This is a genomic window from Ruminococcus sp. CAG:379 (assembly GCF_000434255.1).
Lineage (GTDB): Bacteria > Bacillota > Clostridia > Oscillospirales > Ruminococcaceae > Ruminococcus_F > Ruminococcus_F champanellensis.
The window spans coordinates 1-14,562 of sequence record NZ_FR894816.1 but is presented as its reverse complement, the minus strand read 5'-3'; the positions used below and the strand labels follow the sequence as shown (position 1 = coordinate 14,562).

The window sequence follows — 14,562 nt, the reverse complement described above, 5'->3', positions numbered from 1 at the left end:
GCGGCTGGCACTGCCCCGGCTGGGACGGCTGCTGCCGGGCTTCGATGATCCGGAAGCACTGCTCACCGGGCCGGAGACCCGAAGCTCCTCCCCTGTCCGGATCCTCCGACAGGAAAACCTTCAATCCGCCGGACTTGCCGGGCTGTATCCCTGCGGCGAGGGGGCAGGCTATGCCGGGGGCATCACCTCCGCAGCCGTGGACGGGATCCGCTGTGCAGAAGCGATACTGGGCAGCATGGCATAGCATGCGTCAGAATTTGCTCAAAACGTCAAGCGCATGCCGGACAGATCTGGTATACTAAAGATACGATACCGGTATCCATTCATCAACAGGGGATGATCGCTTGAAGAACTTTGAAGTGCTGACCGAAGCCCTTGCATACATCGAACAGAACCTGGAGGAGGAATTCACCCAGCAGGATGTGGCAAACGCCTGCTATGTGTCTCTGTCCGGGCTGCAAAAGCTGTTTCGCTATGCGGTGCATTTCAGCGTGGGGGAATATATCAGCAAACGGCGTCTGACCCATGCGGCAAGACTGCTGTGCAGTACGGAACGCAGCGTCACGGAGATCGCTTTGCAGTTTCAGTACCATTCCCCAGAAGTATTTGCCCGGGCATTTTCAAGGCTCTGGGGCGTGAACCCCTCCGTATTCCGGAGCAGCCGGCGATTTACTGATTTGTATCCTCGTCTGCTCCTCAACCAGACCGGAGGTACTGATATGCCAAACCAACGTTTTGATATTTCTGAATTGTACGATTTTCTCGGAAGCCGCCAGGATTGTTACATCATCTGCTTTGACACGGTGCGACTGATGGAAACCAATGACACATACGGCAGAGAGGCAGGGGATCTGCTGATCCGCACCTCCTTGGAACGGATCGAGCAGGAACAGGGAGAAAACATGCTGCTGGTGCGTGTGGGGGGCGATGAATATGCTCTGGTCACGGATATCCGGCAGCCACAGGAGGCAGAGCAGCTGATGCAGCGTGTGCTTGCCCACAACGGAGAGCCGGTGCACTTTCGCCAGGGGCTGGAGCTGCCTTTGAGCCTCCGGGGCGGTCTGACCAAATTTGAAGGCGACTGCATGAAATACAGCGAGCTGTTTGACCAGATCAAGCATACCATCAATCAGTCCCGCAGATAACAGGGCAAAATGCTGACAGAATACCGGTCCGATCCGGACGGCAAAGGCGCTCAGGCAGTTGTAAGCGTATAAACACAAAACCCGAAAGCACGATGCTTTCGGGTTTTCTTATGGCAACACGCACGAAGCATGTGCAGTGTTTCCTTATGCTTCCTTCTGATTCAGAGTACCGTTGCTCAATGCCTTTAAATAAGCATTGATGAATCCGTCCAGATCCCCGTCCATCACGGCAGAAATATTGCCGTTTTCAAAGCCGGTACGGTGATCCTTCGCCAGGGTGTAGGGCATGAACACATAGGAGCGGATCTGGGCGCCCCACGCAATTTCCTTCTGCACGCCCTTAATGTCCGAAATCTTCTCCAGGTGCTCCCGTTCCTTGATTTCCACCAGCTTGGAGCGGAGCATTTTCATAGCAAAATCTCGGTTCTGAAACTGGCTTCGCTGTGTCTGACAGGAAACCACAATGCCCGTGGGAATGTGGGTCAGACGCACTGCAGAGCTGGTTTTGTTGATGTGCTGACCGCCGGCGCCGCTGGAACGGAATACGTCCATCTTCACATCCTCCGGTCGGATGTCCACTTCCATGCTGTCGTCAATTTCCGGCATAACCTCCAGTGCCGCAAAGGAGGTATGCCGTCTGCCGGATGCGTCAAAGGGGGAAACCCGCACCAGACGATGCACCCCTGCCTCCGACTTCAAGAAGCCATAAGCGTTCTGTCCTTCCACCAGCATGGAAGCGCTTTTCAGTCCAGCCTCGTCCCCGTCCAGATAATCCAGCAGGCTGACCTTGAAGTCATGCCGCTCCGCCCAGCGGTTGTACATCCGGTACAGCATCTGCGCCCAGTCCTGCGCCTCCGTGCCACCGGCGCCTGCATGGAACGTAAGGATCGCATTTGAGCTGTCATATTCCCCGGTCAGCAGGGTTGACAGCTTCTCCGCCTCCAACTCCTCCTTGAAGGACTCCACATCCTGCAGGATCTCCTCGTTGGAGCTGTCGTCATCCTCCTCCATGCAAAGATCGATCAGCGCAATGGTATCCTCCAGCTTCTGATTTAAGTGGCGGAATTTGTCCACCGTATTCTCCAGCTTGCGGATCTTCTGCATTACCTTCTGGGACTTTTCCGCGTCATCCCAGAATCCATCGTATGTGACCTGAATCCGCAGATCATCCAGCTCGGACTGGGCGCGGGCAACCTGCAGCACATCCCCAAGCTCCTTGAGCTGGGGGCGATATCCAACAAGCTCTACTCGTAACTCATCCAGTAAAACCATAAAAAACCATCCTTTTTCTCAATTGAAACTACTCAAAGCAACTCACTTTATATTATACTACAAAATCATTGAAACTGCAAATCTTTTCTTGAATTTTTTCGAAACTGTGGTATAATAGATACAAGTATTTCTGAACCCATCAGAATACGTCGTACACAACAGGTCTTTAGAAAGGAGAGCATCGGGCAGAGCCCGGTGAGAGTAAATGGATTATACCAACAAATTATGTACAAAATGCGGGAAGCCCTTCCAACCGGAGGATGACGTGGTGGTATGCCCGGAGTGCGGCTCCCCCTACCACCGTGCATGCTGGGAGGAGGCTGGCGGATGCATCAATACCGCTTTGCATCAGTCCGGCGGCAGCTGGCAGGCTCAACAGGACGCTCAAAACCAGCAGCGCAAGGAATGCCCCCGCTGCCACTATCAGAACCTTCCGGACGCAGCCTTCTGTTCCGGCTGCGGCATGCCGCTCCAACCAACCGACACACCGGAATCCGGCGAACCCCATGTGGAAATGGCTGGGGTACGCATTGATCCGGATCAGCCCCTGCTGGGATTAAACCCGGAGGAGGATCTGGGCGGCGTCACCGTAGCAGAGATGGGAGATTTCGTAGGTTCCAACCAGCTGTACTATCTTTCCCTGTTCACCGCCATGAAGCGAACCGGCAAGAAAATTTCCTTTAACGCCATGGCGCTGCTTTTCCCCCATATTTTCTTCGTGAACCGAAAAATGTGGCTATGGACGCTGCTCTCCCTGGTGGTGCAGTTTGTTCTGGGGATCCCCGCCGCACTGCTGCTGATGGGACAAATGGAAGGCTTCTCCCTGATTGCAAACCTGTTCCACACCAATACAATGCTCTTTCAACTGCTGGTAAGCGGCTGTTCTCTGCTGGATCTGGCGTTCTCGGTGTTCATGTGCCTGTATGCCAATTACCTGTACCGACAGCATGCCATCCGAAAAATCACGCGACTCCGTGCCCGGAATTATCCCCTGCCCCAGTATCGGGAAGCCATAAAGCGTGCAGGCGGCACCTGTCTGCCCCTGGCGATCGCCTTTGTACTGATCTGGATCATTATGCAGTTTTACAGCACTGGTATGATGTAAGCATTCCCATACATCAAAAAGCGCAGAAGATATCTTCTGCGCTTTCTGTTTGCCCGGATACAAAAAGGGAAGGCGTTATGCCTTCCCTTCTTATTTTTTTAATTAGCCGTTGATCTTGGTAACAACGCCGGAACCTACGGTTCTGCCGCCCTCACGGATAGCGAAACGCAGACCTTCCTCGATAGCGATCGGGGTGATCAGCTCAACGTCCATCTCAACGTTGTCGCCAGGTGTGCACATCTCAACGCCCTCGGGCAGGGAGATGATACCGGTAACGTCAGTTGTTCTGAAGTAGAACTGGGGTCTGTAGTTGTTGAAGAACGGTGTATGACGGCCGCCCTCTTCCTTCTTCAGGATATAAACCTGGCCCTTGAACTTGGTGTGGGGATGAATGGAGCCGGGCTTGCAGAGAACCTGACCTCTTTCAACCTGGTCTCTTGTGATACCACGGAGCAGAGCACCGATGTTGTCGCCAGCCTCAGCGTAGTCCAGGGTCTTACGGAACATCTCAATACCGGTAACAACGGTGCTGAGCTTCTCGTCAGACAGACCAACGATTTCAACAGTCTCGTTCAGGTTCAGCTTTCCTCTTTCCACTCTACCGGTTACAACGGTACCACGGCCGGAAATGGTCATAGTATCCTCGATCGGCATCAGGAAAGGCTTCGCATCGTCACGCTCCGGGCTGGGAATGTATTCGTCTACAGCATCCATCAGATCCAGAATCGGCTTGTAAGCAGGATTGCTCAGATCATCGGGAGCTTCCAGTGCAGCCAGAGCAGAACCGATGATGATCGGAGTGTCATCGCCGGGGAAGTCGTAGGAAGACAGCAGATCTCTGATGTCCATCTCAACCAGCTCAAGCAGCTCAGGATCGTCAACCTGGTCAGCCTTGTTCATGAATACAACGATTGCCGGAACGCCTACCTGACGAGCCAGCAGGATGTGCTCACGGGTCTGAGCCATCGGGCCGTCGGAAGCTGCAACTACGAGGATCGCACCATCCATCTGAGCTGCGCCGGTGATCATGTTCTTAACATAGTCAGCGTGGCCGGGGCAGTCAACGTGTGCGTAGTGACGCTTGTCAGTCTCGTACTCAACGTGAGCGGTATTGATTGTAATACCACGCTCTCTCTCCTCAGGAGCCTTATCGATCATATCGTAAGCCTCATACTGAGCCTGACCCTTCAGTGCCAGGGTCTTGGTGATTGCAGCGGTAAGTGTGGTCTTACCATGGTCAACGTGACCGATTGTGCCGATGTTAACATGGGGCTTGGTTCTTTCAAATTTAGCCTTTGCCATTGGAATTTCCTCCTCGTTTCTAGTATTGGTTTGTGCAAATCTGATAACTCTATTTTATCAGATATTACAGGTAAATGCAAGTGATTTCGGAAATTTTATTCCTTATCCTTGTTACGCTCGTGCATGATCTTCTCCGCAATGGACTTCGGAACTTCCAGATAGCTGTGGGGTTCCATAGAGTACTGACCACGACCCTGTGTCTTGGAACGCAGGTCATTGGAGTAGCCGAACATTTCGGACAGCGGAACGAGTGCATTGATCTGCTGTGCGCCGGGTCTTGCTTCCATGCCGAGGATCTGACCACGGCGGGAGTTCAGGTCACCGATTACATCGCCCATGTATTCCTCAGGCACGATTACAACGACCTTCATGATCGGTTCCATCAGAACCGGGTTTGCCTTACGCATAGCTTCCTTGAACGCCATGGAACCAGCGATCTTAAATGCCATTTCAGAGGAGTCAACTTCGTGGTAAGAACCGTCATACAGACGAACCTTTACGTCAACTACCTGATAGCCTGCCAGAACACCGGACTGCATAGCGCCCCGGATACCCTGATCGACAGCCGGGATGTATTCCTTCGGAATTGCACCGCCGACAACATCATTGATGAACTCATAACCCTTGCCGGGCTCGTTGGGCTCGATCTGGATCTTAACGTGACCGTACTGACCCTTACCACCGGACTGTCTTGCATACTTGTGATCCACGTCAGCCTTGCCCTTGATTGCTTCCTTGTAGGAAACCTGGGGCGCACCAACGTTTGCCTCTACCTTGAATTCACGGAACAGTCTGTCCACAATGATTTCCAGGTGGAGCTCACCCATGCCGGCAATGATGGTCTGACCGGTTTCCTCGTCCGTCCAGGTTCTGAAGGTAGGATCTTCTTCTGCCAGCTTGGACAGTGCAATACCCATCTTCTCCTGACCAGCCTTGGTCTTGGGCTCAATCGCCAGATTGATAACCGGATCCGGGAATTCCATAGACTCCAGGATTACCGGGTGCTTTTCGTCACACAGGGTGTCACCTGTGGTAGTATTCTTCAGACCAACTGCAGCAGCGATATCCCCTGCGTAAACAGTTTCGATATCCTTTCTGTGGTTGGAGTGCATCTGCAGAATACGACCCAATCTCTCCCGGTTGTCCTTGGTAGCGTTCAGCACGGTTGTACCAGCGTCAACGGTACCGGAGTATACGCGGAAGAAACACAGCTTACCAACGAAGGGATCCGTTGCAATCTTGAATGCAAGTGCTGCAAAGGGCTCCTCGTCGGAAGAAGGTCTTTCAACCTCTTCACCGGTCTCCGGATTTACACCCTTGATCGGGGGCACGTCCAGCGGAGACGGCATATAGTCAACAATTGCATCCAGAAGCTTCTGAACGCCCTTGTTCTTGTAGGAAGTACCGCACACAACCGGAACAAATGTGTTTGCCAGTGTGCCTTCACGGATGCATCTCTTGATCTCGTCAATGCTCAGCTCTTCGCCGCTCAGATACTTCTCAAGCAGATCGTCGTCCTGCTCAGCAGCACTCTCGATCATAGCATCGTGGTATTCCTGTGCCTTGTCCATCATGTCAGCAGGAATGTCCTCTACTCTGATGTCCTTTCCAAGGTCATCGTAGTACACATATGCCTTCATCTCAACAAGGTCAATCAGTCCCTTAAAATCGGATTCAGCACCAATGGGCAGCTGAATCGGAACAGCGTTGCAGTGCAGTCTAGTCTTCATCATGTCAACTACGTTGTAGAAGTTGGCACCCATGATGTCCATCTTGTTTACATACGCCATTCTCGGAACGTGGTACTTATCAGCCTGACGCCAAACGGTCTCAGACTGCGGCTCAACACCGCCCTTCGCACAGAAAACTGTTACAGAGCCGTCGAGCACTCTCAAGGAACGCTCAACCTCTACGGTAAAGTCAACGTGACCGGGGGTATCGATGATATTGATTCTGTGGCCAGCCCAGTGCGCAGTGGTTGCAGCGGAGGTAATGGTGATACCTCTCTCCTTCTCCTGCTCCATCCAGTCCATTGTCGCATCGCCTTCGTGGGTCTCACCGATCTTATGTGTGATACCTGTGTAGAACAGGATACGCTCGGTGGTGGTAGTCTTGCCTGCGTCAATGTGAGCCATTATACCAATATTTCTTGTCTGTTCCAAAGAACAATCTCTAGGCATAATTCTCCTCCTAATCTTAGCGCATCAGACCCATTACCAACGGTAATGTGCAAATGCCTTATTAGCCTCTGCCATCTTATGCGTATCGTCACGCTTCTTGCAAGCACCGCCGGTGCCGTTGAGTGCGTCCATGATCTCGCCTGCCAGCTTTTCCTTCATGGTCTTTTCGTTTCTCAGTCTGGCATACTTGGTCATCCATCTCAGACCCAGTGTCTGACGACGCTCCGGGCGAACCTCCATCGGAACCTGATAGGTTGCACCGCCCATTCTGCGTGCCTTTACTTCCAGAACCGGCATGATATTCTCCATTGCCTGTTCAAAAGCTTCCAGTGCGTCCTTGCCTGTTTTTTCAGCGACGATGTCAAATGCCTCGTAAACGATCTTCTGCGCAACACCCTTCTTGCCGTCCAGCATGATGTTGTTGATCAAACGGGTGACAAGCTTGGAGTTGTATACAGGATCCTGCAGTACATCTCGCTTTGCGATATTACCTCTTCTTGGCATTTCGCTTCCCTCCTTCACATAGATTCATGAATTCATAGGTACTCGTTCACACATTGCATGTGTTGACCGTCAAGACCAATGCAGAGGTATATCTGCCCCAAGGGCTTCTATATCATCTCCACATTATATCCTGTGGTTGGTTGAATCCTACTTCTTAGCTGCCTTCGGCTGCTTTGCGCCGTACTTGGAACGAGCCTGTGCTCTGTTTGCAACGCCCTGTGCATCCAATGTACCGCGGATGATGTGGTAACGCACACCGGGGAGATCCTTTACACGTCCGCCACGGATCAGAACCACGCTGTGTTCCTGCAGGTTATGACCGATACCCGGAATGTAAGCAGTTACCTCGTAGCCATTTGTCAGACGTACTCTGGCGATCTTTCTCATAGCAGAGTTCGGCTTCTTCGGTGTGGAAGTTCTGACAGCAGTGCAAACACCACGCTTCTGCGGGGAGCTCTGGTTGATGGCGGTCTTCTTCTTCGCATTGTAGCCCTTCTGGAGAGCCGGAGCGGTAGACTTCACCTCCGCAACTGTTCTGCCCTTACGTACCAGCTGATTAAAGGTTGGCATAGTTTTCCTCCTTTTCTTCAATATTTATGCCTGCAACATTAGAGTGCCGCATACTAGATTATTATATACCTCCATTTCCGGTTTGTCAAGCCTCTTGTAGAAAAATTCCCGCTGATCCGGTCATTTTTCTGTAGTTTTCTGTGCTTTTCGCCGCATCAGCAGCATCACCAGTGCGATTCCAGCACTTCCAGCCAGCACAATGCCGCCAAACAGGAGTCGTTTTGTACCCATGGACATGGAACTGACTTCTGTATCGGATTTCTCCGCCCCCATGGGCGCAGTCAAGGAAATCCCTTCCTTTTCTGCATAGGCTTTTGCCGCAGAGCTTTCCGTGCTGATCCGGAACTGCTCCTCCAGAGCAAAGCCCTCCTCCCCGGATACATAGGTATAGCCCATACACCGGCTGCCAAGGCTCGTGACCGAATCCGGCACTGCCAGATACAGCAGCTTGTCACAGGAGGCAAAGGCGTAGTCCCCGATCTCCTCCAATCCCTGGGGCAGAATCACACTGGTCAAGCTGCCGCAGTGATAAAAGCCCATGGTGCCGATCTTCCGCACCCCCTGGGGCAGGGTGATGCTCCGGAGATTCTCACAGCCATAAAAGGCGGCACGGCGAATCTCCTGCACCCCATCCGGCAGAATCACCGATGTAACCGCTGTTTGCTCAAAAGCGGATTCCCCGATGACCGTCACCCCGTCCGGCACCTGCGCCTGGGTACCGCTGCCCTTGAAGCGATACAGGGTACTGCCGATGACCACGCAGCCATCCGGCTGCTTCTGAAACCAAAGGGTATTCCGCAAAGCGTCTGCACGAATGATCATGTTGCTCTGCTCCGGAAAGGCAATCTCCTTTAACGCCGTACAGTTGTCGAACGCCCCCTCCCGGATGTACATTACAGAATCTGGAATGGTCACCGATTCCAGCACCGTGCAGTTAGCAAAGGCGGAATCCCCGATGCTGTGCACTGTATCCGGAATCTCGTAGGCTGTTCCCTCCCCCCGGTATGCCAGCAGGATCCCGTCTCCCACGATCAGCACGTCCTGGCTCCGATCCTCCAGCCAGGGGGTTCCGCTGAAGGCGGCGGTTTCGATCTCCGTCACCGTGTCCGGAATCTCCACCTGCTTCAGCAGGATGCAGTCTTCAAAGGCAGAAGCGCCGATGGTTTCCAATCCCTTTGGCAGAGTCGCTTCTGTCAGATAGCCGCAATCCCGGAAGCAGTTGTCTCCGATATAGGTCACCCCTGCCGGCAGAGTCACGCTTTCCGCATAGCACTCGGCAAAGGCACCTGCGGCAAGCTCCGTCACCGGGGCGCCCCCAAGCGTATCCGGGATGGTCAGCACCGTGTCCGCTTCATTCCAGCTATAATGGAGAATGGACGCTTTTCCATCCTGGATCTCATAGGTATATCTGCCGCTGTCATCGGTTTCCGCCCGGCATACAGCACCCATACAGACTGCTGCCGCCATGCCTGCCGCCAGACCCACGATCCATCCGATCCGCTTCATAGGCTCCTCCAAAAAAATCCCCGGAACGCCGCCGCTTGTTGCAGCATTCTGCGCTCCGGGGAGTGATGATGATACGAACTGCTTACAGCATGGTAGCGGAGTTGCTTGCCGCTGCTGCATGCTCCAGATAGCCCTCGTTCTTGACTACCTGTACCTTGTTGTAAATATCCATACCGGTGCCGGCAGGTACCAGCTTACCGATGATAACATTTTCCTTCAGACCCAGCAGGTGATCGCTCTTACCCCGGATTGCTGCATCTGTCAGCGCCTTTGTGGTTTCCTGGAAGGAAGCGGCGGACAGGAAGCTCTCCGAACTGGAGGATGCCTTGGTAATACCCTGGAGCACCGGAGTGGTGGTAATCAGAGACAGGGTCTCCTCGCCGTTGTTGATCCGCTCCTGCAGCTCCTCGTTGATCTGTGCGACCTCCTTGGAGTCTACCAGTGCGCCGGGGAGCAGATAGCTGCTGCCGGAATCCTCAACCTTGATCTTCCGGAGCATCTGCCGCACGATTACTTCAATGTGCTTATCGTTGATATCAACACCCTGGAGCCGGTATACCTTCTGTACCTCGTCGATGATATAGTTCTGCACTGCCTGAGGACCCAGAATATTCAGAATATCGGTGGGGTAGATATTGCCCTCTGTGAGCTTCTCGCCCTTTTCGATATCCTGACCCGGACGAACACGGATCTTGAAGTTGTAGGGGATCATATAGGTTTCGCTTTCGCCGGTTTCCAGATTGGTCAGAACCACGTTCCGGGTCTTGTTGACCTCCTCGATCTGTACACGGCCGCTCATTCTTGCAATGATGGCTGCATTCTTGGGACGTCTGCCCTCGAACAATTCCTCGACACGGGGAAGACCCTGTGTGATATCCTCCGCAGAAGCGATACCGCCCGTATGGAAGGTACGCATGGTCAGCTGGGTACCGGGCTCACCGATGGACTGTGCAGCGATGATACCAACCGCTTCACCCACATTGACCAGGTTGCCGTTTGCCAGGTTTGCACCGTAGCACTTTGCGCATACACCCTGCTTTGCCTTGCAGCGCAGCACGGAACGGATCTTGATGGTCTCCACGCCGGATTCCACAACACGCTTTGCATCGGCGGAATTCATCAGCTTGTTCTTGGAAACGATCAGCTCGCCCTTGTCGTCCCGCAGATCCTCTACCAGGTATCTGCCCACCAGACGCTCTGCCAGCGGCTCGATCATTTCGTTTCCGTTGCGGATCTCATAAACCTCAATACCGTCATCTGCGTGGCAGTCATGCTCCCGGATGATCACATCCTGGGAAACGTCTACCAGACGACGGGTCAGATAACCGGAGTCCGCAGTACGCAGTGCGGTATCCGCCAGACCCTTCCGGGCGCCTCGGGAGGAAATGAAGTATTCCAGAATGTTCAGACCTTCCCGGTAGTTGGCTCTGATCGGCATCTCGATGGTAGCACCGGAGGTGTTGGCGATCAGGCCACGCATGCCCGCTAGCTGACGGATCTGGTTGATACTACCACGGGCACCGGAGTCCGCCATCATGAAGATGGGGTTGTACTGATCCAGATTCTTCTTCAGCGCAGTGGTTACATCGTCCGTTGCCTGGTTCCAGATCTGAATGAACTGCTTGGACTTTTCCTGCTGAGAAATATAGCCATATTCATACTCTGTGGTAATCTGCTCGATCTTCTTGTCCGCTTCCGCCAGAATTTCCTTCTTCTGGGGCGGGATCTCCGCATCGCAGACTGCTACAGTGATGGCAGCCTTGGTGGAGAACTTAAAGCCCAGTGCCTTGATCTTATCCAGCACTTCGGAGGTGGTGGTGGTACCGTGGATCCGGATGCAGCGCTCAATGATATCGGACAGCTGCTTCTTGCCAACCAGGAAGGAAATTTCCAGGTCAAACTGCTTGTCAGAATTGGTTCTGTCCACATAGCCCAGATTCTGGGGAATGTTTTCGTTGAAGATCAGCCGGCCAACGGTGCAGTCGATGATCTTGGATACCTTCCGCTCCCCGATGTCCTTGGTGACACGCACCTTGATGGCAGCATGCAAGGATACGTCATGCTCGTAGTACGCCATCAGCGCCTCGTCCTGGTCACGGAACACCTTGCCCTCGCCGGGCTCGCCCTGCTTGAGCATGGTCAGATAGTAGGAGCCAAGCACCATATCCTGGGTGGGCACTGCCACCGGGCATCCATCGGAGGGTTTCAGCAGGTTGTTTGCCGCCAGCATCAGGAACCGGGCTTCCGCCTGTGCCTCAGCGGACAGGGGCAGATGCACCGCCATCTGGTCTCCGTCGAAATCTGCGTTGTATGCGGTACATACCAGAGGATGCAGCTTCAACGCACGACCCTCTACCAACACCGGCTCAAACGCCTGGATACCCAGTCTGTGCAGGGTAGGCGCACGATTCAGCAGTACCGGGTGATCCTTGATGACATTTTCCAAAGCGTCCCATACCTCAGTGGAGGCACGATCCACCATTTTTCTTGCGCTCTTGATATTTGCAATGACCTTGGTGTCCACCAGGCGCTTCAGCACGAAGGGCTTGAACAGCTCCAGCGCCATTTCCTTGGGCAGACCGCACTGATACATCTTCAGCTCCGGGCCAACCACGATTACGGAACGGCCGGAGTAGTCAACACGCTTACCCAGCAGGTTCTGACGGAACCGTCCCTGCTTACCCTTCAGCATATCGGACAGGGATTTGAGGGCACGGTTGTTGGGACCGGTGACCGGTCTGCCGTGACGACCGTTGTCGATGAGGGCATCCACCGCTTCCTGGAGCATCCGCTTTTCGTTCCGAATGATGATGTCCGGCGCTTCCAGGGTCAGCATTCGCTTCAGACGGTTATTCCGGTTGATGACCCGGCGATACAGGTCATTCAGATCGGAGGTAGCATATCTGCCGCCGTCCAGCATAACCATCGGACGCAGCTCCGGCGGGATCACCGGCACAACGGTCATAACCATCCACTCAGGCTTGTTGCCGGACAGCCGGAATGCCTCAATGATCTCCAGCCGCTTCAACAGCTTGATCTTCTTCTGTCCTGCGGGCAGTCCCTGCAGTTCTTCCTTCAGCTCATCGGAGGCAACCTCCAGGTTGTTCCGCCACTCAGCGTCCACATCCTGGCAGAAGGCGCACTCCTTGCAGTTGTGTGCAAATTCACAGTTCTTGCAGGCCTCCCGCTGGGTCTTATCCAACGTCAGCTTGCCGCTCATCACCAGCTTGTTTTTCATTACATCGTAACGAGCCGGATCAAATTCCTGCAGCAGCTTGTAAATGGCTTCTGCGCCCATTTCAGCCTTGAAGTCGTCACCGTATTTTTCCTGATAGGACAGGTACTCCTTTTCGCTGAGCAGCTGCTTCTTTACCAGATCCGTCCCGCCGGGATCCAGCACGATGTACTTGGTAAAGTAGAGGACTTCCTCCAGACGCTTCTGGGAAACCTCCAGTACCTGACCGATTCTGGAGGGGGTACCCTTGAAGTACCAGATGTGGGACACGGGAGCCGCCAACTCGATGTGACCCATACGCTCACGGCGCACCTTGGCACGGGTTACCTCAACGCCGCACCGGTCGCAGACCTTACCCTTGAAGCGGATCTTCTTGAACTTGCCGCAGTGGCACTCCCAGTCCTTGGTGGGTCCAAAGATCCGTTCGCAGAACAGACCGTCCCGCTCCGGCTTCTGGGTTCTGTAGTTGATGGTTTCCGGACGCTCCACAGCACCGTAGGACCAGTTGCGGATCTGCTCCGGGGATGCCAGGCCGATTTTAATGGAGTCAAAAGTTGAAAATTCCAAATCAGTACCTCCTAAAATTCTCGTAAGAGGTAGCGTGCTGTCACGCTACTGTATCGCATCGCAGGCAGGGCGTCATGCCCCGCCGCCGCTTGTTCAGATATCCTCATCGCCGGAAAGGTCAAAGTTGAACACATCTTCGCTCTCTCCATCCTCCGGCAGGGTCAGGTCATCCTCGTCTTCCTCTTCGCCGTCCATGCTGAAGCCGGCATCACCCATATCATCATTGCCGTAGTAGCTGCCGTCTGCGGTTTCTTCATCCGCAAAGGACACCGGCTGGGGAATGATGTCGTCATCATCGTCAAAGTTCTGCTTCAGATCAATCTCTTCCTGGTTCTCATCCAGAACTCTTACATCCAGACCCAGGGACTGGAGCTCCTTGATCAATACCTTGAAGGACTCCGGAATGCCCGGCTTCGGTACGTTCTGTCCCTTTACGATGGCCTCGTAGGTGTTGACACGTCCAACGGTATCATCGGACTTGACCGTCAGGATCTCCTGCAGGGTATAAGCAGCGCCGTAAGCCTCCAGCGCCCAAACTTCCATCTCACCGAAACGCTGACCGCCGAACTGTGCCTTACCACCCAGAGGCTGCTGGGTAACCAAGGAGTAGGGGCCAACGGAACGTGCGTGGATCTTGTCATCAACCAGGTGGTGCAGCTTCAGATAGTACATATAACCCACGGTTACACGGTTATCGAATTTTTCACCGGTTCTGCCGTCGTACAGGGTAAACTTGCCGTCCTCGCACATTTCCAGTGCGTTGGGGTTGATCACCTTATCCATGGTGTTCAGCGTGAAGTACTGCTCGGTGGCTTCCGCCTGGATCTTCTTGTTCTTTTCGTTTGCCGCATTCAGGCATGCCCGGATGTCATCCTCGTGGGCACCGTCGAATACAGGGGTCATAATGTGCCAGCCCAGTGCCTTGGCAGCCATACCAAGGTGTACCTCCAGCACCTGCCCGATGTTCATACGGGAAGGTACGCCCAGGGGATTCAGCACGATATCCAGCGGTGTACCATCCGGCAGAAAGGGCATATCCTCCTCCGGCAGAATCCGGGAAACCACACCCTTGTTGCCGTGACGACCCGCCATCTTATCGCCCACGGAAATTTTCCGTTTCTGTGCGATGTAGCAGCGTACCAGCATATTTACCCCGGGGCTAAGCTCATCGCAGTT

9 protein-coding genes and 2 pseudogenes are annotated in these 14,562 nt (G+C 53.8%); 3 read left to right on the top strand and 8 right to left on the bottom strand.

All coding sequences use genetic code 11. The features are described from left to right. Both QVO51_RS01460 and QVO51_RS01455 read left to right on the top strand, forming a co-directional pair. Nucleotides 1-244 (top strand): annotated as a pseudogene (locus QVO51_RS01460) (hypothetical protein); the annotation flags it as partial. A gap of 100 nt (nt 245-344) precedes the next feature. Next, nucleotides 345-1,145 (top strand): helix-turn-helix domain-containing protein, encoded by an 801-nt coding sequence (locus tag QVO51_RS01455; protein ID WP_022356933.1) that lies wholly within the window; start codon nt 345-347, stop codon nt 1,143-1,145. 144 nt (nt 1,146-1,289) lie between these two features. Here QVO51_RS01455 and prfB read toward each other — a convergent pair whose 3' ends face one another. Next, nucleotides 1,290-2,417: a peptide chain release factor 2 gene (gene prfB / locus QVO51_RS01450; protein ID WP_022356932.1), complete on the bottom strand. Its 1,128-nt coding sequence runs from the start codon at nt 2,415-2,417 to the stop codon at nt 1,290-1,292. 205 nt (nt 2,418-2,622) lie between these two features. Here prfB and QVO51_RS01445 point away from each other — a divergent pair, with 205 nt between their 5' ends. Further along, complete coding sequence (locus tag QVO51_RS01445) at nt 2,623-3,522, top strand: RING finger protein (RefSeq protein ID WP_022356931.1); 900 nt, start codon at nt 2,623-2,625, stop codon at nt 3,520-3,522. 102 nt (nt 3,523-3,624) lie between these two features. Here QVO51_RS01445 and tuf read toward each other — a convergent pair whose 3' ends face one another. The 7 genes and pseudogenes from tuf to QVO51_RS01410 all read right to left on the bottom strand — a co-directional run. Then, nucleotides 3,625-4,824, bottom strand: a complete 1,200-nt coding sequence (gene tuf / locus QVO51_RS01440) for an elongation factor Tu (protein ID WP_022356930.1) — start codon at nt 4,822-4,824, stop codon at nt 3,625-3,627. A 95-nt stretch (nt 4,825-4,919) separates the two neighbouring features. Further along, nucleotides 4,920-7,004 (bottom strand): elongation factor G, encoded by a 2,085-nt coding sequence (gene fusA, locus QVO51_RS01435; RefSeq protein WP_022356929.1) that lies wholly within the window; start codon nt 7,002-7,004, stop codon nt 4,920-4,922. Nucleotides 7,005-7,037: 33 nt separating this feature from the next. Further along, a complete protein-coding gene (gene rpsG, locus QVO51_RS01430) occupies nt 7,038-7,508 on the bottom strand; it encodes a 30S ribosomal protein S7 (RefSeq protein ID WP_015558259.1) in 471 nt (156 codons plus the stop codon). Between the two features lie 147 nt (nt 7,509-7,655). Beyond that, the gene (gene rpsL / locus QVO51_RS01425; RefSeq protein WP_015558258.1) at nt 7,656-8,078 is read right to left on the bottom strand and encodes a 30S ribosomal protein S12; all 423 of its coding nucleotides are present in this window, start codon (nt 8,076-8,078) and stop codon (nt 7,656-7,658) included. 120 nt (nt 8,079-8,198) lie between these two features. Continuing rightward, the gene (locus tag QVO51_RS01420; RefSeq protein WP_022356928.1) at nt 8,199-9,584 is read right to left on the bottom strand and encodes a leucine-rich repeat domain-containing protein; all 1,386 of its coding nucleotides are present in this window, start codon (nt 9,582-9,584) and stop codon (nt 8,199-8,201) included. Between the two features lie 82 nt (nt 9,585-9,666). After that, entirely contained in the window at nt 9,667-13,386 is a 3,720-nt protein-coding gene (gene rpoC, locus QVO51_RS01415) for a DNA-directed RNA polymerase subunit beta' (protein ID WP_022356927.1), read from the bottom strand. 93 nt (nt 13,387-13,479) lie between these two features. Beyond that, nucleotides 13,480-14,562, bottom strand: a pseudogene (locus QVO51_RS01410) (DNA-directed RNA polymerase subunit beta); the annotation flags it as partial.

Bases quoted from the DNA above. Each gene is read 5' to 3' on its own strand.
- QVO51_RS01445 (WP_022356931.1), top strand. From the start codon at position 2,623: ATGGATTATACCAACAAATTATGTACAAAATGCGGGAAGCCCTTCCAA.
- prfB (WP_022356932.1), bottom strand. From the start codon at position 2,417: ATGGTTTTACTGGATGAGTTACGAGTAGAGCTTGTTGGATATCGCCCC.
- rpsL (WP_015558258.1), bottom strand. From the start codon at position 8,078: ATGCCAACCTTTAATCAGCTGGTACGTAAGGGCAGAACAGTTGCGGAG.
- fusA (WP_022356929.1), bottom strand. From the start codon at position 7,004: ATGCCTAGAGATTGTTCTTTGGAACAGACAAGAAATATTGGTATAATG.
- QVO51_RS01420 (WP_022356928.1), bottom strand. From the start codon at position 9,584: ATGAAGCGGATCGGATGGATCGTGGGTCTGGCGGCAGGCATGGCGGCA.
- tuf (WP_022356930.1), bottom strand. From the start codon at position 4,824: ATGGCAAAGGCTAAATTTGAAAGAACCAAGCCCCATGTTAACATCGGC.
- rpsG (WP_015558259.1), bottom strand. From the start codon at position 7,508: ATGCCAAGAAGAGGTAATATCGCAAAGCGAGATGTACTGCAGGATCCT.